Source organism: Novosphingobium sp. APW14, assembly GCF_032337075.1.
Classification (GTDB): domain Bacteria; phylum Pseudomonadota; class Alphaproteobacteria; order Sphingomonadales; family Sphingomonadaceae; genus Novosphingobium.
The window spans coordinates 201,034-219,074 of sequence record NZ_JAVYAB010000002.1 but is presented as its reverse complement, the minus strand read 5'-3'; the positions used below and the strand labels follow the sequence as shown (position 1 = coordinate 219,074).

General features: G+C 63.6%; 18 protein-coding genes. 8 read left to right on the top strand and 10 right to left on the bottom strand.

The annotated features are described in order from the left end of the window. Positions 1-45 precede the first annotated feature (45 nt). Together ptsP and RQP55_RS03680 are read right to left on the bottom strand one after the other, a co-directional pair. Positions 46-2,319 (bottom strand): phosphoenolpyruvate--protein phosphotransferase, encoded by a 2,274-nt coding sequence (gene ptsP / locus RQP55_RS03685; RefSeq protein WP_315608833.1) that lies wholly within the window; start codon positions 2,317-2,319, stop codon positions 46-48. A gap of 203 nt (positions 2,320-2,522) precedes the next feature. Continuing rightward, complete coding sequence (locus RQP55_RS03680) at positions 2,523-2,678, bottom strand: YdcH family protein (RefSeq protein WP_315608832.1); 156 nt, start codon at positions 2,676-2,678, stop codon at positions 2,523-2,525. A 194-nt stretch (positions 2,679-2,872) separates the two neighbouring features. Here RQP55_RS03680 and RQP55_RS03675 point away from each other — a divergent pair, with 194 nt between their 5' ends. Both RQP55_RS03675 and RQP55_RS03670 read left to right on the top strand, forming a co-directional pair. Further along, a complete protein-coding gene (locus tag RQP55_RS03675; RefSeq protein ID WP_315608831.1) occupies positions 2,873-3,070 on the top strand; it encodes a YdcH family protein in 198 nt (65 codons plus the stop codon). Between the two features lie 110 nt (positions 3,071-3,180). Beyond that, entirely contained in the window at positions 3,181-3,642 is a 462-nt protein-coding gene (locus tag RQP55_RS03670; RefSeq protein ID WP_315608830.1) for a DUF1465 family protein, read from the top strand. Between the two features lie 51 nt (positions 3,643-3,693). On the opposite strand, the gene RQP55_RS03665 is transcribed toward RQP55_RS03670, so the two are convergent. After that, positions 3,694-5,166, bottom strand: a complete 1,473-nt coding sequence (locus RQP55_RS03665; protein ID WP_315608829.1) for a glycerol kinase — start codon at positions 5,164-5,166, stop codon at positions 3,694-3,696. 81 nt (positions 5,167-5,247) lie between these two features. Between RQP55_RS03665 and RQP55_RS03660 the strand changes: the two genes are divergently transcribed. Next, on the top strand, positions 5,248-6,171 hold the full coding sequence (locus RQP55_RS03660; RefSeq protein ID WP_315608828.1) for an MBL fold metallo-hydrolase: 924 nt from the start codon (positions 5,248-5,250) through the stop codon (positions 6,169-6,171). Positions 6,172-6,318: 147 nt separating this feature from the next. Next, a complete protein-coding gene (nadA, locus tag RQP55_RS03655; protein WP_315608827.1) occupies positions 6,319-7,305 on the top strand; it encodes a quinolinate synthase NadA in 987 nt (328 codons plus the stop codon). Positions 7,306-7,308: 3 nt separating this feature from the next. On the opposite strand, the gene RQP55_RS03650 is transcribed toward nadA, so the two are convergent. Next, positions 7,309-8,181: a CoA ester lyase gene (locus RQP55_RS03650; RefSeq protein ID WP_315608826.1), complete on the bottom strand. Its 873-nt coding sequence runs from the start codon at positions 8,179-8,181 to the stop codon at positions 7,309-7,311. Between the two features lie 17 nt (positions 8,182-8,198). Continuing rightward, entirely contained in the window at positions 8,199-9,296 is a 1,098-nt protein-coding gene (locus RQP55_RS03645) for an alkene reductase (RefSeq protein WP_315608825.1), read from the bottom strand. Between the two features lie 69 nt (positions 9,297-9,365). Between RQP55_RS03645 and RQP55_RS03640 the strand changes: the two genes are divergently transcribed. Further along, complete coding sequence (locus tag RQP55_RS03640; protein WP_315608824.1) at positions 9,366-10,271, top strand: DMT family transporter; 906 nt, start codon at positions 9,366-9,368, stop codon at positions 10,269-10,271. Here RQP55_RS03640 and RQP55_RS03635 read toward each other — a convergent pair. Together RQP55_RS03635 and lipB are read right to left on the bottom strand one after the other, a co-directional pair. After that, positions 10,268-10,549, bottom strand: a complete 282-nt coding sequence (locus RQP55_RS03635; protein ID WP_315608823.1) for a hypothetical protein — start codon at positions 10,547-10,549, stop codon at positions 10,268-10,270. The genes RQP55_RS03640 and RQP55_RS03635 overlap by 4 nt on opposite strands. A 7-nt stretch (positions 10,550-10,556) precedes the next feature. Continuing rightward, a complete protein-coding gene (gene lipB, locus RQP55_RS03630; protein WP_315608822.1) occupies positions 10,557-11,225 on the bottom strand; it encodes a lipoyl(octanoyl) transferase LipB in 669 nt (222 codons plus the stop codon). 48 nt (positions 11,226-11,273) lie between these two features. Between lipB and RQP55_RS03625 the strand changes: the two genes are divergently transcribed. Next, complete coding sequence (locus RQP55_RS03625; RefSeq protein WP_315608821.1) at positions 11,274-12,104, top strand: hypothetical protein; 831 nt, start codon at positions 11,274-11,276, stop codon at positions 12,102-12,104. Between the two features lie 3 nt (positions 12,105-12,107). On the opposite strand, the gene RQP55_RS03620 is transcribed toward RQP55_RS03625, so the two are convergent. Continuing rightward, on the bottom strand, positions 12,108-12,734 hold the full coding sequence (locus RQP55_RS03620) for a class I SAM-dependent methyltransferase (protein ID WP_315608820.1): 627 nt from the start codon (positions 12,732-12,734) through the stop codon (positions 12,108-12,110). A gap of 98 nt (positions 12,735-12,832) precedes the next feature. Here RQP55_RS03620 and RQP55_RS03615 point away from each other — a divergent pair, with 98 nt between their 5' ends. Continuing rightward, complete coding sequence (locus RQP55_RS03615) at positions 12,833-14,185, top strand: MFS transporter (RefSeq protein WP_315608819.1); 1,353 nt, start codon at positions 12,833-12,835, stop codon at positions 14,183-14,185. Here the strand turns inward: RQP55_RS03615 and RQP55_RS03610 are convergent. Next, complete coding sequence (locus RQP55_RS03610; RefSeq protein WP_315608818.1) at positions 14,182-14,526, bottom strand: ArsC/Spx/MgsR family protein; 345 nt, start codon at positions 14,524-14,526, stop codon at positions 14,182-14,184. The genes RQP55_RS03615 and RQP55_RS03610 overlap by 4 nt on opposite strands. A 132-nt stretch (positions 14,527-14,658) precedes the next feature. On the opposite strand from RQP55_RS03610, the gene RQP55_RS03605 reads away from it, so the two are divergent. Further along, a complete protein-coding gene (locus RQP55_RS03605) occupies positions 14,659-16,755 on the top strand; it encodes a TonB-dependent siderophore receptor (RefSeq protein WP_315608817.1) in 2,097 nt (698 codons plus the stop codon). Here RQP55_RS03605 and RQP55_RS03600 read toward each other — a convergent pair. After that, the gene (locus RQP55_RS03600) at positions 16,752-18,035 is read right to left on the bottom strand and encodes an NADH:flavin oxidoreductase/NADH oxidase family protein (RefSeq protein ID WP_315608816.1); all 1,284 of its coding nucleotides are present in this window, start codon (positions 18,033-18,035) and stop codon (positions 16,752-16,754) included. The two genes, RQP55_RS03605 and RQP55_RS03600, sit on opposite strands and share 4 nt — an antisense overlap. Positions 18,036-18,041: the final 6 nt, after the last annotated feature.

The window sequence follows — 18,041 nt, the reverse complement described above, 5'->3', positions numbered from 1 at the left end:
GCCAATCCTACGACGGCCCGGCAGCTGTACGCGGCGAAGCGGGGATCAATCGCAGTCGATCCCGCGTTCCTGCGCCCAGGTGGTCAGGGCTGCCCGCAGGTCGCGTGGTGGTGCAGCCAGCCACCCGTTCATCGCCGCGCCGATCTCCTCAAGATCAACCTTGCGGACCAACTCCTTGATCGGCCCGACGCTGGCCGGGGTAATTGAGAGGCGGCGAATGCCAATCCCCATCAAGGCCAGCGCTTCCAGCCGTCGCCCACCCATCTCGCCGCAGACAGTCACATCAACGTTATGGCCAGCGACTGACTGCATGACCCGCTTAAGGAAGCGCAGGATCGCTGGGCTCAGCCAGTCATAACGTTCGGCCAGCTTGGGGTTGGCACGATCAGCCGCGAACAGGAACTGGGTCAGGTCATTGGTGCCGATCGACAGGAACGAAAGCTTGGGGGCCAGCACATCGAGCTGCTCGGCCAAAGCCGGCACCTCCAGCATCGCGCCATAGCGGATCGCTTCGGGCAGCAGCTTCTTCTGGCCCTTCAGGTAAGCCCGCTGGCTTTCAAAGACGGCACGGGCAGCATCGAATTCCCACGGTTCGGTGACCATCGGGAACATCACGTTAAGCGTCCGCCCGGCCGCCGCCTCAAGCAGCGAGCGCGCCTGGACCTTCAGCAGGCCTTCGCGTTCCAGCGCGACGCGCAGCGCGCGCCAGCCCATCGCCGGATTCTCTTCGTGTTCGCCGTCGTTGTGGCGCAGGTAGGGCAAGACCTTGTCCCCGCCGATATCGACCGTGCGGAACACGACTGGTTTGTCACCCGCTGAATCCAGCACATCCCGATAGAGCCGCGTTTGACGCTCGCGTGCAGGGAGGGTGGCGGAAACCAGGAATTGGAACTCGGTGCGGAACAGCCCCACCCCGTCAGCCCCGGTCAGCGAAAGACCGGGCATGTCATCGCGCAGCCCGGCATTCATCATCACGGTGATGCGAGTGCCGCAGCGGGTAAACGGCTCGACATCGCGCAGCTTGGCATAGGCGGCCTGGCGTTCGCGGCTTTTGGCAAAGCGCGCCTCGAAAGCATCGACCACCGCCGGCTGCGGCCGCACCGTGACATTGCCGGCATCGGCATCAAGCAGCAGCAGATCGCCATCGCGAATTGCGCCGCGCAGCGAGCGGACCCGGCCCAGCACGGGGATGCCCATGGCCCGCGCCACGATCACCACGTGCGCGGTAAGCGAGCCTTCCTCAAGCACCACGCCTTTCAGCCGGCGCTTGTCATATTCCAGCAGTTCGGCCGGGCCGAGGTTGCGGGCGATCAGGATTGCATCCTGCTTCAAGCCCATGGTCGCCGCCGTGCCCATCTGGCCCGAAACGATCCGGAGCAGGCGGTTGGAGAGGTCCTCCAGGTCGTGCATCCGGTCGGCCAGCAGCGGATCGTCGATCTGCCGCATTCGCATCCGCGTCCGTTGCTGCACACGCTCGATCGCGGCCTCGGCAGTCAGACCGGAATCGATCGCCTCGATAATCCGGCGACTCCAGCCTTCATCGTAAGCGAACATCTTGTAGGTCTCGAGCACTTCCTCATGCTCACCACCCACGCCGAACTCGGCCTGGCTGGCCATCCGATCAATCTGCTCGCGCATCTTGTCAAAGGCGAGATAGACGCGCTGCAGTTCGGCATCGCGATCCTCGGCCATGACGTGTTCGATCGTGATCCGCGGCTGGTGGAACACGGCAGAGCCAATCGCCAGGCCCTTGACCAGCGCCAGGCCGCCGAGCCGCTGCGGCCCGGTCATCGCTGGGCTGAGCAGGGCCTCTTCCTCATCGACCAGGCCAGCGTTGGAAATCAGTTCCGATAGCACCATGGCCACGGTCTGCAGCGCCTCGATCTCCACTTCTTCATAGCGGCGGGGATCGGCGTGCTGGACGCAAAGCACGCCCACGGCGCGCTCACGCCGCACAATCGGGACCCCGGCGAAGGAGTGGAACTTCTCTTCGCCCGTTTCGGGGCGATAGGAAAAGTCCGGATGAGCAGTTGCCTCCGCCAGGTTGAGCATTTCGGTGTTCTGGGCAATCGTGCCGACCAGCCCTTCGCCCACAGCCATGCGGGTGACGTGAACGGCTTCTTGCGCAAGCCCGCGTGTCGCGAAGAGTTCAAGCATCCCCTCGCGCAACAGGTAAATCGAACAGACCTCGCTATCGAGGCCTTCGCCGATCACTTCGACCACATTGTTAAGCTTGGCCTGGGCATGGCTGCGCGACGCCATGACATCGTGCAGGCGGGTCAGGATCGTACGGGCGGCCGAGGCGGCGGAAAGCGGCATAGGCCTTAGCTAGCCCAAACTGCGCCACACGCAAGCACGGCGCAGCGTGGTGCAACCGTATTTGTTGCCAAATCCGTTCCGCAGCAATCGTTTGCGCTGCTTAGGCGGAGGCAAAAGTCCGCACGGCACGCTAAACGGTGGCTGGCCTACCGACCATTGCTGGCCGACCCGCCGCCGACCGCGCGCCTCAAGGAAATCGAGCGCTAAAAATGCTCAAGTTCTTCCTTGATGCGAAGCTTTCTTCGTTTGAGTTGCTGGATCGTCGCGAGGTCAGGGAGCGGGCGGTTCAATTCATCCTGGATGCGGCGCTCAAGTCCGGCGTGCTTAAGCTGCAAGGCACTGACATGCGACTGTTCCATTGGCGATACTCCTCCGTATGCCCCGAGGGGCAGGACCAGAGCCCAGACCGAGTTCGCTGTTCCCGACTCGGCTTGCGGCGGGGTCACTGCGATTGTCATGGAAGCATAATAAGCCTATCTTGCGAAGTACTCATTCCGGACACTTGCGGCGGCCCGAATTGGCGCCGCGCCTGATTGGGCAAAGGGAGGCACTGGTGAGCGAAGAGGAGCTGAAAAAGCGCCTGGAAATGCTGCGGATCGAACACCGTGACCTTGACGCGGCGATCGATGCGCTGACCAGCGCCGGCGGCACCGACCAGCTACAGATCGCCCGCCTGAAAAAACGCAAACTGCGCCTCAAGGATCAGATCGCGATGCTCGAAGACTATTTGATCCCAGACATCATCGCCTGATCGATCTCAATCGGCAAAAGCGTCCCTCGCCGGGACAGTGCAGAAATGGTCAATAAAATGAGCCCAAACTGCGGGTGACAAAGCCGCGGCAGAATGGTTACGCCCGGCTGATGGCAACGCCCGCGAACATAAATCCAAGGATCGTCGAATCTCTTTATTATGAGGCGCTTATCCTGTCGGATGAGGTGCGCCATGCGTTTACGCTGTCTGGTCGGCTGGAAGCCGTGGCGGGGGACGAAGACGAGGCGACGGTTGCCCTCTCATGCGAAGCACTTCGCACAACAACGCGCATGATGCATTCGGTTGCCTGGCTGCTCAATCACCGCGCCTACTTGAATGGCGAACTCTCGGAGTTTCAACTCCACCGGTATGGCAAGCTAGCGGATTTTCCTGAGAGTGACCCTGGCCGCTTGGCCCTGCTCGATCCCGACACCCGGGATCTTATCCAGGCCACCGAACGGCTGCATGCCCGTTTAAAACGGATCGATGCCGTTTGGCGCGAACAAGACCGCGGCGCCCCAAGCGCAATTATCGCGCTTCGTGAAAGGCTGGCGCGCGCTGCGCGGCGCTGACCAGACAGGATCTGCCCACACCAAGACCCGGTTGATATGGATGCGGAGCGATCAAATCAGCCCCAAGGCCTTGTCCCAGCCGATACGCCGCTCTGCCGCTGGCTCTGCACCGGGCATAAACCGTTGCACCGAACCACGCATTGCTCTGGCCGCATCCGCCAGCGAGCTGTGAATACCGACCCCAACCGAAGCAAGCATGGCCGCACCTAGCGCTGTGGTCTCAACAAATTCAGGCCGCTCCACCGGTACTCGCAGTACGTCAGCCAGGTCCTGCGCCATCCAGTCATTGGCGCTCATTCCACCATCTATCCGCAAGGCTGTCCAGCCAGCCCCATCGGCGGCAAAGGCGGCAGCCAGATCGGCGGTTTGCATCGCCATTGCCTCCAGCGCCGCACGGGCGACGTGAGCCCGCGTGGTCGAGAAGCTCATTCCCATGATCACACCTCGCGCCTCGGGCCGCCAGTGAGGTGCGCCAAGGCCGGAAAGTGCGGGGATGATCGTCACCCCGCCGCTATCGGGGACCGAACCTGCGAGCTCTGCGGTTTCGGCCGCCGAAGTGATAATACCCAAGCTATCGCGCAGCCACTTGATGAGGCTACCTGCAACGAAAACAGATCCTTCGAGCGCATAGGTTCGCGCGCTGCCCAGCTGGCAAAGAACCGTACCCAGCAGTCGGTGGCCAGAACGCGGCACTTCACTACCCATATTTGCCAGGACAAAAGCCCCGGTGCCATAAGTCGCCTTGGTCTCGCCTGGGTTGAGGCAACCCTGACCGATTGTGGCGCTTTGCTGGTCACCTACCAATCCAGCGATGGGGATCGCAGCACCAAGGAATTCAGGCAGGGTCATCGCAAACCGGCCGGCATTATCGGTCACTTCCGGTAAGGCAGCGCGCGGCACGCCAAGCAGTTCGCACAGACCGTCGTCCCAGCTTGCCCCCGCCAGCGGAAGCAGCAGCGTGCGGCTGGCATTGCTGGCATCGGTAACATGCGCCCCGCCCGACAGCTTCCAGGTCAGCCAGGATTCGACCGTCCCCAGCGCCAGCCGGCCACTGGTCGCGGCCCCGGCTACGGCCGGGATGTTATCGACTAGCCAGCGCATCTTGGTCCCGGAGAAATAGGGATCAAGCAGCAGCCCGGTTGCTGCCTGGACCACCGGCTCCTGCCCGCTATCGCGCAAGCTTGCACAAAAATCGGCGGTGCGGCGATCCTGCCAAACCAGCGCGTGGTGCAGCGGCTGGCCGGTAACCTTGTCCCAGGCAACAACGGTTTCGCGTTGGTTGGTGATCCCGATCGCGGCAATCCTCTTGGCGCCCCCGGCTTCCCCGGTCACCTGCCGCGCGCAGGCCAGGGTCTTGTCCCAGATTTCGGCCGCATCGTGTTCAACCCAGCCGGGCTGCGGGTAGTGTTGGGTCAGCTCTTCCTGGGCAACGCCCTTCAGCACGCCTTGCGGCGTGAACAGCATTGCGCGGGTCGAAGTGGTGCCGGCGTCAAGCACCAGGATCAGGTCGCCAATAGCAGTCATCCAGCCTCTCCGTTTTGCCGCTTCCTAGCGAGCGCGAAGGGGCTTGGCGAGGGGGGCGCGAAGGGCCATATCCCCCGGGCTATGGATATCCCTGCTAAGCCTTGGCCCACCGGCCTTTCAGAACTGTGTGAGCCACTGGTGCGCCGGGTGCTGGCCCCAAATCCGTCACCCTACACTTTCAGCGGAACCCAGACTTACATCGTCGGAGCTGGCAGCGAGGTTGCGGTAATCGATCCCGGCCCGGCTGATGGCGGCACCGGCAGCGAGCCCAGTCCGTTCAAGGGGGCGGACACCAATGGTGCCGGCCATGTTGAGGCTATTCTTGCCGCTGTTGGCAAGGCAAAGGTCACGGCGATCCTGTGCACCCATACCCACCGCGACCACTCTCCCGCTGCTGCACCATTGAAGGTACTTACCGGCGCGCCAATCATTGGCTGCGCGCCATTGAGCCTGAGTGACGATGGCCCGCGCGCGGATTCAGCCTTTGACCACGGCTACGCCCCAGACCGGGTGCTTGCAGATGGTGAGCGGATCAGTGGGCCGGATTGGACGATCGAGGCCGTTGCCACCCCCGGTCACACCAGCAATCACCTGTGCTACGGCCTGGTCGAGAGCGGCGCCTTGTTCACCGGCGACCATGTAATGGCCTGGTCAACCAGCGTGGTTTCGCCGCCTGACGGCGACATGAGCGCCTATATGGCGAGTTTGCAAAAACTTTATGATCGTGAGGACACCCGATATTACCCAGCCCATGGGCCGGTAGTCGAAAAGCCGCGCCAACTCGTTCGCGGTATGCTGGGCCACCGCCGCAGCCGCGAGGCCCAGATCCTGCGTCTGCTTGGTACTGGGCCACATCAGATCACCGCCATGGTGGCCGCCATGTACAAGGGGCTCGATCCGCGCCTGACCGGGGCAGCGGGCCGCTCAGTACTGGCGCATCTCCTCGATCTGGAACGACAAGGGCGCGTGGATTGCGAGGATGAAATCTGGCGAGTGGCAGGCTGAAGAGCCGAACGGGGCTTGCTTGGCCAAGCCCCAAGCATTGCTATCGGCAGGGGCCTATTGAACAGAGAGCTATAGACCGTCCGACGCATGCCTTGATTAGCAGACGGCGAGAGGCCATCTGGGGAGCACTTCGCGAAGGGACACCTGATGACCGCCCAGCCAACCAATCTTTCCGGAATCGACGTTCGCGCCGAGATCGAGCGCCTTCGCAAAGAGCGCAATGCTGTGATCCTGGCGCACTATTACCAGAAGCCGGAAATCCAGGACCTGGCCGACTTCGTTGGGGACTCGCTGGAGCTGTCGCGCAAGGCGGCCGATACCAATGCCGATGTCATCGCGTTTTGCGGGGTCAAGTTCATGGCCGATACGGCCAAGATCCTCAGCCCCGAAAAGATCGTGATCCTGCCCGATATGGATGCCGGATGCAGCCTTGAGGATTCCTGCCCGCCCGAAAAGTTCAAGGCTTTCCGCGCGGCGCACCCCGATCATATTGCACTGACTTATATCAACTGCTCGACCGAGGTGAAGGCGCTGTCCGACGTGATCGTCACCAGCTCCAGCGCCGAGACGATCCTGGCCCAGATCCCGCCCGAGCAGAAAATCATCTTCGGCCCGGACCGGCACCTGGGCGGCTATCTCAACCGCAAGTTCGGTCGCGATATGCTGCTTTGGCCGGGGGTCTGCATCGTCCACGAGGCGTTCAGCGAGACCGAGCTGCTGAAGCTTAAGGCTCAGCACCCCACTGCACCGATCGCCGCGCACCCTGAATGCCCGCCGCACATCGTCGACCATGCCGACTATGTCGGATCGACCAGCGGCATCCTGCAGTTCGCCAAGACCTTCCCCGGCGACACGCTGATCGTTGCGACCGAGCCGCACATCATTCACCAAATGCAGCTGGCCATCCCCGAAAAGACCTTCATTGGCGCACCTGGGGCGGACGGCAACTGCAACTGCAACATCTGCCCCTACATGGCGCTCAATACGTTGGAGAAACTCTACATCGCGCTGCGTGACCTGCAGCCGCGGATCGAGATTGACGAGCCCCTGCGGCTTGCCGCCAAGAAGAGTCTCGACGCCATGCTGGCCATGGCCAGCGGGACCGTGGGCAAGGGTGACCTGGGCCGGGCCTAGGCGCTAGTTTGCAAGCCCCAGCAGCCGCTTCGCCAGCACGAGGTGCGGGCGGTCGATCATTTTGCCGTCGATTTGCAGCGTCCCGGCATCGGGCTGGGCAGCGAAGGCGGCAATCACCGCGCGGGCGTGCGCCAGTTCGTCCTCGCCGGGCGTAAAGGCAGCATTGATTACCGGCACCTGCGCCGGGTGGATCGCCAACATTCCGCCAAAGCCATCGGCGCGGGCCTCTTCGGCGATGCGCCTGAGCCCTTCGGCATCGGCAAAATCGGCGTGGAGGGTATCGAGCGGCAGCACGCCCTTGGCATGCGCGGTCAACAGCGTCTGCACGCGGACATAGCGAAAGGCATCGGTCCAACGGCCGTGCGCATCGTACTTGCGCGCAGCGCCAATCGCGGCGGAAAGGTCTTCACCGCCCCAGACCAGTCCATGCAGGCGGGGCAGCGATGCCCCGGCATAACTTGGAATTGAGATCGCGGCTTCCGCCGTCTCGCTGACGAGGGCAAGGATCTTGGTAGAGCCGGCCGGGATGCCGCAGGCCTGCTCCAGCTCATCAAGTTCGGCCGCAAGGGTCTGGACCGATTCCGGCCCGGCCGACTTAGGCAACATGATTCCATCGGGCGCGCCGGGCATTACCCCAGCAAGGTCATCGCGCCAGAATGGTGTATCCAATGCATTGATCCGCACCCAGCGACCGAACCGCGCCGTACGGCGCTGCTCGGTCAGCCAGGCGCAAGCCAGCTGGCGAGCTTCACCCTTGCTTGCAGCCGCAACCGAATCCTCAAGGTCGACGATGATCACGTCGGCCCCGGTATTCGCCGCCTTGCCAAGCTTCTTGGCGCTATCGCCCGGGACGAAAAGCCAGGACCGCTGCTGCATTGCCGGTTCCCTTCCGCTCAGGCCGCAGCTTCGGCCATTGCCGGATAATCAATGTAGCCAACCGGGCCGGGCAGATACCACGACTGTGGCACACCGATGTTGGGTGCCCATTCCGCCCCAAGGCGAATGCGCTCAGCCAGATCGGGGTTCGAGATATAGGGACGGCCAAAGCTGATCGCCTCGCAGGCGCCGCTCGCCACTTCAGCGGCGGCGCTTTCGGCGGTGTAATCGCTGTTTAATACCAGCGGTCCCTTGTAGATCGTCCGCAGATGCGCGCCCTGCTTTGGCACGTCGGTCTGACCGAAGGTGCCGTCCGGTCCCGGCTGGCGCAGTTCAAGAAAACCAACGCCCAGTTCCTGCAGCACCTTGGCTGCCGCGCCGAAAGTCTCGGCCGGGGTGGCATCGTCACACCCTTGCGTTTCGCCGTTGGGCGACAGACGGATCGAGACCCGGCCCGCGCCCCAGACGTCGATCAGACGCTCCAGCACTTCGCGCATCAGCCGTACACGGTTCTCGGGCGACCCGCCGTAATCATCGTCACGTAGGTTGGACGAGCTGCGGATGAACTGGTCAATCAGGTAGCCATTGGCGCCATGCAGCTGGACGCCATCGAAACCGGCAGCCTTGGCATTGGCGGCAGCCTTGCCATAGTCGTCAACGATCCGCGCAATATCATCCTTGGTGGCTGCACGCGCCTGTTCATGGGGCTTGCGGCCGGTCGGGGTGTGGGCATGATCGGGAGCCGTGGTGGCCGAAGCCGAAACCGGCGGATTGCCGCCCAGGAAATCGGGGTGGACCAGCCGGCCCATGTGCCACAGCTGCATGATGATCCGCCCGCCGGCCTTGTGTACGGCTTCGGTGGTCAGCTTCCAGCCCTCGGTCTGCGCCTCGTTCCAGATGCCGGGTGCAGCGGGCCAGCCGAGGCCTTCAACCGAAATGCCGGTCGCTTCGGAAATGATCAGGCCCGCGCCGGCGCGTTGGCGATAGTATTCGGCCATCATCGCATTAGGAACCGAACCCGGGTCCGAACGCCCGCGGGTGAGCGGAGCCATCAGGATGCGATTGGGGCATTCGATCGCGCCAAGCGAAATCGGCTGAAACAGTGCGTCGTGCAAGGGAGTCCTCCGTGGTATTTTTGGCACCATTTGACTTTGCTTTCTTAACCGAGCGGCTAAGGCATCGTGATGAGCAAGGCAATGGGCGCAGCGACACCGTGGCACTTTGCCGCCCTGTTGGGCGGAAATGTGGCGCTGGCATTGGGACCGATGTGGGTGCGCCTTGCCGATAGCGGGCCGGTATCAGCCGGGTTCTGGCGATTGGCGCTGGCCGTGCCGTTCTTCGTGCTGCTCGCCCGGGTCAATCGCCAGCCGCTGACCGGTGCCCCGCGCGGCGTGCTGTGGGGGGTCCTTGCCGGCGGCGTGTTCTTCGCACTGGACCTTTCGAGCTGGCACTTGGGGATCGAACTCACCCGGCTTGGCAATGCCACGCTGTTCGGGAATGCCGGATCGATCCTGATCGCGGCCTGGGGGCTGATTGCTCTGCGCCGCTGGCCCCGCACGCCCGAATGGCTCGCCTTTAGCGCGGCAATCGTGGGCTCGGCATTGCTGCTGGGGCGCAGCCTGCAGATCGATCACACCACCCTGATCGGCGACCTGCTCTGCCTGCTCGCCGGGTTTCTCTATACCTTTTACATCCTGCTTGCTCAGCGCGGTCGGGCCGTGCTGGGCAGTTGGGCGCTGTTGTTCTGGTCTAGCCTGATCGGCCTGCCGGTGATGGCTGGGTTCGCCGTGCTTCTTGGCGAGCCATTCTGGCCGACCAATTGGCTGCCAGTTATAGCCCTTTCGATTACCAGCCAGCTTATCGGGCAAGGCCTGTTGGTCTATGCCCTGCGCCACTTCCCGCCGCTGGTGATTGGCCTGGCCCTGTTGAGCCAGCCAACGGTCTCAGTCGCCATTGGCTGGATCTGGTTCGATGAAGTGCTTGGGGCGCCCGACCTTTTGGGCATGGCCCTGGTCGCCGCCGGGCTGGTTCTGGCGCGGGTCGCGGAAAGGCCCGAAGCCCAGCCGACTGAGGGCGACGAGCGCCCCTAGCCCGCGGGGGCTTCAGCCGGTGCTGGTGCCGTAGCGTCCGTCACAGGGGGATCCGCTGCATCGGTGGCCACCGCATCCGCCGGGTCATCCGCCTTGCCCCCGGCTTCGACCTTGGGGGCCAGCGGTGCCTGGCTGCGCACAGTATCCAGCGGAAGCATGGCATCGCTGGCCGAAGCCGGGAGAATCTGGCCCTCGGCCTTGCCGGCGCCTTCATCCTTCTTGCCCGAGCCGCAAGCGGCCAGCGCCAGCGCAAGGATCAGGATCGGCAGCTTACGCATCAGCAATTCACTCCTGCGGACAAGGCCGTTCAAGCGCGGCCAGGAATTCCGGGGCGCGGGCCAGCAAGGCCGCATCCCAGGTCGGCATATCCACTTCATGGCCCAGCCGCGCAAGGCTGGTTACGCCAAACTCCTCGATCCCGCAGGGAACGATCCCGCCAAAATGCGACAGGTCCGGGTTCAGGTTCACCGAAAAGCCGTGCATCGTTACCCAACGGCGGATCCGCACGCCGATCGCGCCAATCTTGGCCTCGCGCCCGTCAATATCACGGGTCCATATGCCGACCCGCCCCGCGCTGCGCCAACTCTCCACGCCGAAATCTGCCAGGGTCGAAATCACCCAGCCTTCCATCGCATGAACAAAGCCGCGCACGTCACGCGCCCGGCGCTTAAGATCGAGCAGGACATAACCTACCCGCTGCCCCGGTCCGTGATAGGTATAACGCCCCCCGCGTCCGGCCTCGACCACTTCGAACCGCGGATCGAGCAATTCGTCTGCCGCAGCGCTGGTTCCGGCGGTGTAGACCGGCGGATGCTCAAGCAGCCAGACCAGCTCATCCGCCACGCCTTCGGCAATTGCGGCATTGCGGGCAGTCATATCGTCGAGCGCATGGCGATAGGGCACCTGCGCAGTATCGCGGCGCCATTCGATCGAAGCGGGCAGTCCCTGAATCATCGCGCGTTGCGTGGCGGCAATTGCTGCTGTTATCAAGGGGCAACAACCATGGGAGTGCAAGCTATGCGGTTTGACAGCAATCGAGCCTGGCAAGAGGCTACCAAGCTCGTTTCGGCCAACCGCGATGTGCTGTGGGCACTGGCCGGGGTATTCCTTGTGCTGCCAAGCTTCGCCGTGGGCATTCTGGTGCCCCCGCCCGAGCCACCTGCCGGGGCCGACACCGATACGATGATTGCCACGCTCAGCGTCTACTACAACGGCGCCTGGCCCTGGCTGCTGGGCATGGCGGTGTGCCAGGTGATCGGCACCCTGGCAATGCTGGCGCTGTTTACGGACCGCACCCGACCGACGGTGGCCGAGGCGCTCAAGCTGGCCTTGCGCGGCGCGCTGCCGGTCATCGCCGCGCAATTGCTGGCAGGCATGGGTTTCGCCGCTGCCGCGATGATCCCGATTACCCTTGCCGCGCTGACCGGCAGCCAGGCGCTGGCGACCGTGGTGGTGGCCGCGTGCATTGTCGCCCTGGTCTTTGTGATGGTCAGGATTTCTCTCGTCGCCCCCGTGGTTATGGTTGACGGGGAAAGCAATCCCGTGGCCGCACTGAAGCGCTCGTGGGGCCTGACCCGCGGCAATGCCGCTCGGCTGCTGCTGTTCTACGCCCTGCTGCTGATCGGTTTCGGGATCGTGATCCTGCTCGTGGGTGGACTGGCCGACCTGGCGCTCAGGCTGCTGCTTGGGATGGAGCTGGGCACCGCCCTAGGCACCCTGGTCTCGGCCGCATTGCAGGCGGTGATGGCAATCTTCTTCATGGCGGTCTATGCCGCAACACACCGCCAGCTGGCCCGTCCAGACTCGACTGCAGCCGCAATCCCGATTGAATAGGTCTCAGTCCTTCCAGCCCCAGAAGAGCTTGCAGGGGAGGACATTCAGCGGCTCAAAATCCGCGTCGATCCGGGTGAAATGCCGCGCCATGAAATCGCGCACCTTGGCGCTGAACTGATAGACCAGGAATGCACCCCCCGGTCGCAGGACCCGGTGGGTCGCGGCGGCGATAGCCGGGCCAACTCCATCGGGTAAGGTCGAAAACGGCAGACCAGAAAGCACATAGTCAGCCTGGTCAAAGCCGTGGGCGCAGACAATATCCTCTACATCGGCCGCCGATCCCAGGACCGGGATGAACCGGCTGTCGGTGATCGTCGCTTTGAGATAATCGATATACAGCGGATTGGTGTCGATCACGATCAGCCGCGCATCGCGCCGCAATCTGTCAAGCACCGGACGGCAGAAGGTGCCGACCCCGGGACCGTATTCGACAAACAGCTGGCATTGGTCCCAGTCGACTGGCCTCAGCATACGTTCGATCGTGAACCGCGAGGACGGGATAATGGACCCAACCATCACCGGATGCTCAAGGAAGCCTTGCAGGAAGATCCCCCAGGGGCCCATCACACGCTTGATGCGGTGCTTGATGCGGGCCGAAAGCGGCTTGCGGGCAAGCTCGGTAAACGACATGCGAGGGATTGGATCCTGTTTTCCGTGGCTACCTATGTGGTTTCACAAATTTGTCCGGCCATTGCAAGGTGGATGCGACAGACATAGGGACAGAGGCGATGACCCAAGCTGACACACCCCCGCCTGGCGAAAAGGGAAGCGTGACCGCCAGCCTGCCGCGCAGCCGCGTCGCATTGCTGTTCACGGTGATGCTGGTGACGGCGGCGGGCAACACCGCAATGCAGTCGGTCATGCCTTCAATCGGCACAGCTCTAAAGGTGCATGATTTCTGGATCAGCCTGGCCTACACTTGGTCGGCCCTGCTCTGGATGCTCTGCGCACCGTTCTGGGCGCGGCGCAGCGACCGGCGTGGCCGCAAGGCAATGATGGCGCTGGGGCTGACTGGCTTCATCTCCAGTTTCGGGCTTTGCGGGCTTGCCCTGTGGTTTGGTTTGCAGGGCTATCTCGGTGCGCTTGGCACACTCTTGCTTTTTGCTGCCTGCCGCTCGCTTTATGGCGGGTTCGGATCGGCGGCACCGCCGGCGGTTCAGGCCTATGTCGCCAGTCGAACCAGCCGGGCGGAACGGACCCAGTCGCTTTCGTTGATCTCTTCCAGCTTCGGGCTTGGCACGGTGCTGGGACCGGCGCTGGCACCGCTACTGATCGTGCCGGGGCTTGGCCTGGTCAGCCCGTTCTTCGCCTTCACGCTGATCGCCGTGGTCGTGTTGATCGCGCTGCGGCTGCGCCTGCCAGACGATGCCCCAGCCTATGCCGCGCGGGGTGAAGTGCTCGCCGCCCCGTTTAGCGCCAATTCGGATTCGCGGATGCGTGAGGAAGGTTCGGACGCGGACGATGGGGCGCTGCCACCCGAAGTACCCGACCTGAAGTGGACTGACCGGCGGATCCGGCCCTGGCTGGTCGCCGGGCTGCTGGGGGGACATGCCCAGGCCATGGTGATGGGGATTGTCGGCTTTCTGATCCTCGACCGGCTGGGCTTGCGTGCCACGCCAATGGCCGGGGCCGGGCCGACCGGTTTGGTGCTGATGGCCGGAGCCATTGCGACACTGCTGGCGCAGTGGGGTATTATCCCGCTGTGGAAACTGGGCCCGCGTGCCTCAAGCCTTTGGGGGGTCAGCCTCGCCGCGATGGGCGTCGCCCTGCTGGCCATAGCCCAAGACCTGCACGCCATCACGCTTGGCACCTCGATCGCCTGCTTGGGCTTCGGGCTGTTCCGTCCCGGCTTTACCGCCGGGGCTTCGCTCGCGGTTAGCCGCGCTGAACAGGGGCAGTCGGCCGGGATTGTCGCGTCGGTCAACGGCGCGGCCTATATCCTGGCCCCAGCAATCGGGGTGTGGCTCTATGGCCATTCCTCCTGGATCGGCTTTGCTGTGATAGAACTGCTGTGCCTGGCCGTACTCGCAGTGGGCATCAAAGGGCTGGGCCGCGACGAGGACCTGCTCAGCCAGCGTTAAAGGATTTCCAGCACCTTGTCCTGCGGCCGGCACAGTCGCACGCCTTTGTCGGTCTCAACCAGCGGCCGCTCAATCAGCTTCGGCTGAGCCGCCATCGCCGCCAGCACATGGGCAGCATCGGCCATTGGCAGGCCGCGCTCTTCGGCATCGGTACCGCGCAGGCGCAGGCCCTGCTGCGGCGTAATTCCGGCATCGCGATAAAGCTGGGCCAGCTTATCGGCGCTCGGAGGATTGACGAGATATTCAACCACGGTGAGGTCCACGCCCGGCGTCTCTTGCAGGATCGCCAGGGTCTTGCGCGAGGTGCCGCAGGCCGGATTGTGCCAGATCGTTGCTTTCACGGAACACTTCCCTTCGGTTCTTCGCGCTCCCTTAGCAAAATGGATCGCAGGGGCAATTTGATCCTTGTCAATGCGAGCGATTCGCATTAGCGGCAATTCTGTTATTGCAAATCATTCGCAAATGGGGATCTGATGACGACTGCTTCCAAGCGCCTCGGCCTGCTGGTTTCGACCGTGCTGCCCGCCATCACCATGGCGGTTCCGGCCCATGCAGAACTGATGGCCGATGCCGCAGATGCCCCGGCCATCATCGTTTACGGCGTGCCGGACGGGTATGACATTGAAAAGACCCGCTCCGCCACCAAGACCGAAACCCCGCTGATCGACGTGCCACAGACAGTTACGGTGCTGAGCCGCGAACAGCTGGACGATCAGGGCGTGGAATCATTGAACGACGCGCTGCGCTATGTCCCCGGCGTAGTGCTCGGCCAGGGCGAAGGCCACCGCGACCAGATCACCCTGCGCGGCCAGAGCACGACCGCTGACTTCTTCCTGGATGGCCTGCGCGATGATGCGCAGTACTACCGCTCGCTCTATAACATTGACCGGGTCGAAGTGCTGAAAGGCGCCAATGCGCTGATCTTCGGTCGCGGCGGCGGCGGCGGCGTGATCAACCGGGTGTCCAAGGCGCCCGAATTCAACAAGACCCGGACCGACTTTGCGGCAGGGCTTGATAGCTTCGGCGGGTGGTCGCTTGCGGCTGACCTTGACCAGCCCCTGGGCGAGAGCCTCGCCGCACGGTTTAACGCCACCTATGAAGATTTTGCCAATCATCGCGATGGCTATGACGGCCACTTCGTCGGCGTCGCCCCGACGCTCGGCTGGAGGCTGGGCGAAGCCACCCGCATGGTGCTGGGTTACGAATATGCCGATGACCAGCGCGTCACCGATCGCGGCGTACCCTCGTTCGCCGGCGCTCCACTGCGCGGCTATGACGACACTTTCTTCGGTAGCCCAACCGCCAACCATAGCGCAGTCACGGCGCACATCGCCCGCGCTCGGCTCGATCACGATTTCAGCGATGCGCTGAGCGTCAATCTGACCGGCCAGTATGCGCATTACGACAAGTACTATGGCAACGTGTACGCCCGCTCCGCCGCCACCGCGACCACAGTGGAGCTGGAAGGCTACAACAGCGACACGATCCGCGAAAATTGGATCGTCCAGGGCAACATGGTCTGGAAGGGTGAGACCGGCGGGATCGGCCACCAGATCCTGCTCGGCTTCGAAGCCGGCGACCAATTGACCGATGCCAAGCGCAGCGAAGCCACCTTTGGCCCCGCTGCCACCAGCCGGACCACCGTGGCTTTGGCCCAGCGGCTGACCCTGCCGACCGTAACCTTTGGCGCCAGCAGCCGCTCCAGCCTGTCAAAGGTCCGCGCACTTTCGGCTTATGTTCAGGATCAGCTCGACCTGGGGGACCTGATCAAGGTGGTGCTGGGCCTGCGCTATGACGATTTTCGCATTACCTCGACCAACCGGGCCAACGGCTTTGCCACCGCCCGCAGCGACGGCAAGTGGAGCCCGCGCGCGGGGCTGATCATCAAACCGCGCGAAAACGTGTCGTTGTATGCCAGCTACGCCAAAAGCTTCCTGCCGCAATCGGGCGACCAGTTCACCGTGCTCGATGCCACGACCGCCAGTCTCGCGCCGGAAGAGTTCCGCAACCTTGAAGCCGGGGTGAAGTGGGACCTGACCGAGCGCCTGGCCTTCACCGCCGCAATATTCCAGATCGACCGCACCAATACCCGCGCCAACGATCCGGTCACAGGCCTTGTCGTCCAGACCGGGCAGAGCCGGACCAAGGGCTTCGAACTGGCCATGGTCGGACAGGTCACCAAGGGCCTGCAAGTAACGCTGGGCTATGCGCTGGAAGATGGCGAGATCGTGTCTACCACCACCGCAGCACCCGCCGGCCGAACGCTGGCCCAATTGCCGCGCCACCAGTTTTCAGCCTGGGGCCGCTATGACTTCACCGATCGGCTGGGCGTAGCAATCGGCGCCGTGCGCCAGAGCGAACAGTTTGCAACGATCAGCAATGCCGTGCGCCTGCCTGGCTTCACCCGGATCGACGCGGCGCTGTTCTACAAGGTTTCGGACACAGTCCAGCTGCAGCTCAATGTCGAGAACCTGGCCAACACCGATTACTTCCCCAGCGCCCACACTGATAACAATATCAGTACCGGTGCGCCGCTTAACGCGCGGCTGGGGGCGAAGATCCGGTTCTAGGCCTTGCGGCGGGCAGCAAGCCAGCGCTTGTTGCCGCCCTCAACCTCGCGCATCGCGGCGAGGACCGACCGCTCCGGCGCGGTTCGACCGATCCTGCCCATGGCCGCGATCTGGGCATAGAACCAATACTGCCCCGCGAAACTATCGGCCGCGCGTAGCATCGGCACGCGCCTGAGGAAGGCCAGCCAGTCCGGGAACAGGCCAAGTCCGTTCTCGGCGCGCGGCAAACTCTCGGCACCGGCCAGAATCCGTGCTGCGCCATCGGGCTCCACGCAGAGCGGCCGCCCCAGGCCAATCACGTCCGCCGCACCGCGCGCCAGCGCTTCTTCCATCGCAGCGCGGCTGCGGAACCCGCCGGTGACCATCAGCGGCACCCTGACTGCTTCCTTCATGGCCAGCGCGAAGTCGACGAAATAGGCCTCGCGCGCCAGGGTCGATGCCTTGACGCCCGGCTGCTCGACCGGCTCCATCCCCTCGATCCCCAGCAGCTTGGGCTGTTCATAGGTGCCGCCCGAAATCTCGATGAGATCGACGCCATCCTCGGCCAGCCATCCAGCGACGGTCTGGCTGTCTTCAAAGGCAAAGCCGCCCTTCTGGAAATCGGCGCTGTTGAGCTTCACCGAAATCGCGAACTGCGCCCCCACTGCGGCGCGGGTTGCCCGCACCACTTCGCGCAGGAAGCGGGCGCGGTTTTCCAGGCTGCCGCCCCACTGATCGGTGCGTTGGTTCGAGCGCGGGCTAAGGAACTGCGATATCAGGTAACCGTGGGCAGCATGGATCTGCGCTCCATCAAAGCCGCCTTCGCGGCACGAATGCGCGGCATTGGCGAAGCGGGAAACCAGGTCTTCAATTTCGGCCTCGGTCAGGGCCACCGGCTCGCCAAACTGGCCACCGGGCAGGCCGAGCTTGACCGCCGAGGGCGCCTTGGGGTGTGGGTTGACCGGCTTCATCGTCTGCCGGCCGGCATGGCTGATCTGGGCCCAGAAGGCCAAACCATTGGCCTTGGCCGCACCGGTCCAGCGCCGCAGCGCATCGACCATCGCGCCATCGGCTGGCCGATCAATGATGACGTTGCCCGGCCGCTCCAGATGATCGCCATCCACCTGGACATTGCCTGACAGCAGCATGCCGCAGCCGCCCGCACCCCAGACCCGGTACAACTGATCGAGTTCGGCAGTGGGCCGTCCAAGCGGATCGGCCAGACCTTCGGTCATGGCTGCCTTCGCAAGACGGTTTGGCAGGACAGCCCCGCAGGGCAGGGTCAGTGGCTGGTCAAGCATCGGAAT

Excerpts from the sequence above, each read along its gene's own strand:
- ptsP (WP_315608833.1), bottom strand. The coding sequence starts at position 2,319 with ATGCCGCTTTCCGCCGCCTCGGCCGCCCGTACGATCCTGACCCGCCTG.
- RQP55_RS03680 (WP_315608832.1), bottom strand. The coding sequence starts at position 2,678 with ATGGAACAGTCGCATGTCAGTGCCTTGCAGCTTAAGCACGCCGGACTT.
- RQP55_RS03670 (WP_315608830.1), top strand. The coding sequence starts at position 3,181 with ATGGCAACGCCCGCGAACATAAATCCAAGGATCGTCGAATCTCTTTAT.
- RQP55_RS03665 (WP_315608829.1), bottom strand. The coding sequence starts at position 5,166 with ATGACTGCTATTGGCGACCTGATCCTGGTGCTTGACGCCGGCACCACT.
- RQP55_RS03660 (WP_315608828.1), top strand. The coding sequence starts at position 5,248 with ATGGATATCCCTGCTAAGCCTTGGCCCACCGGCCTTTCAGAACTGTGT.
- nadA (WP_315608827.1), top strand. The coding sequence starts at position 6,319 with ATGACCGCCCAGCCAACCAATCTTTCCGGAATCGACGTTCGCGCCGAG.
- RQP55_RS03650 (WP_315608826.1), bottom strand. The coding sequence starts at position 8,181 with ATGCAGCAGCGGTCCTGGCTTTTCGTCCCGGGCGATAGCGCCAAGAAG.
- RQP55_RS03640 (WP_315608824.1), top strand. The coding sequence starts at position 9,366 with ATGAGCAAGGCAATGGGCGCAGCGACACCGTGGCACTTTGCCGCCCTG.
- RQP55_RS03635 (WP_315608823.1), bottom strand. The coding sequence starts at position 10,549 with ATGCGTAAGCTGCCGATCCTGATCCTTGCGCTGGCGCTGGCCGCTTGC.
- lipB (WP_315608822.1), bottom strand. The coding sequence starts at position 11,225 with ATGATTCAGGGACTGCCCGCTTCGATCGAATGGCGCCGCGATACTGCG.
- RQP55_RS03625 (WP_315608821.1), top strand. The coding sequence starts at position 11,274 with ATGGGAGTGCAAGCTATGCGGTTTGACAGCAATCGAGCCTGGCAAGAG.
- RQP55_RS03620 (WP_315608820.1), bottom strand. The coding sequence starts at position 12,734 with ATGTCGTTTACCGAGCTTGCCCGCAAGCCGCTTTCGGCCCGCATCAAG.
- RQP55_RS03615 (WP_315608819.1), top strand. The coding sequence starts at position 12,833 with ATGACCCAAGCTGACACACCCCCGCCTGGCGAAAAGGGAAGCGTGACC.
- RQP55_RS03605 (WP_315608817.1), top strand. The coding sequence starts at position 14,659 with ATGACGACTGCTTCCAAGCGCCTCGGCCTGCTGGTTTCGACCGTGCTG.
- RQP55_RS03600 (WP_315608816.1), bottom strand. The coding sequence starts at position 18,035 with ATGCTTGACCAGCCACTGACCCTGCCCTGCGGGGCTGTCCTGCCAAAC.